We start from the raw sequence: 518 nt of genomic DNA, 5'->3' as shown, positions 1-518 counted from the left end.
ATCTTTTCTTAATCCTTGGACAAGTTCGTAGGAGCGTCGTAGTATATCGTCTTTTGAAAGCATGAATTCTACAATGTCAGATGAGCGTTTATAAGCCTTAAAAGATTTATTCCATCTGTATTTACTAAATATGGTTTTACTAGTATCCATCAATAGAACTTTCCAGTTATTCTTAAAAATTGTATAATTAGGTCCTTTTTTATTACGGTATTCATTCATAACTTGTACACGATACTTATTAAGTTCCCTATTTAAATGTTGAACGATATGGAATCTGTCAAAAATAATAGCTGCATTAGGAAATAGGTCGCGAAATAATCGGACATAGGGTTCATACATGTCAATAGTAACCGTCTTAACTTGTTGTCGATTTTTTAAATCGAATCGCTCGAAATAGGCACGCAAGAATCTTGTAGTTCTATTTTCTAAAATATCTATAACATCATGAGTATCATTATCTATAAAAATGAAACTCATTGATCCAGTTACATTTTTAACGCTTTTAAATTCATCCATAG

The 518-nt window shown here is 30.7% G+C and carries 1 protein-coding gene; it reads right to left on the bottom strand.

Translation table 11 applies throughout. The features are described from left to right. Nucleotides 1-518, bottom strand: a 518-nt coding sequence (locus tag IEX42_RS18430; protein WP_188781473.1) for a transposase, incomplete at both ends; no start/stop codon positions are given.

It is taken from the genome of Marmoricola endophyticus, assembly GCF_014644415.1.
GTDB classification, from domain to species: domain Bacteria; phylum Actinomycetota; class Actinomycetes; order Propionibacteriales; family Nocardioidaceae; genus Marmoricola; species Marmoricola endophyticus.
The sequence above is the reverse complement of the archived record's forward strand: the minus strand, read 5'-3'. Positions and strand labels throughout refer to the sequence as shown.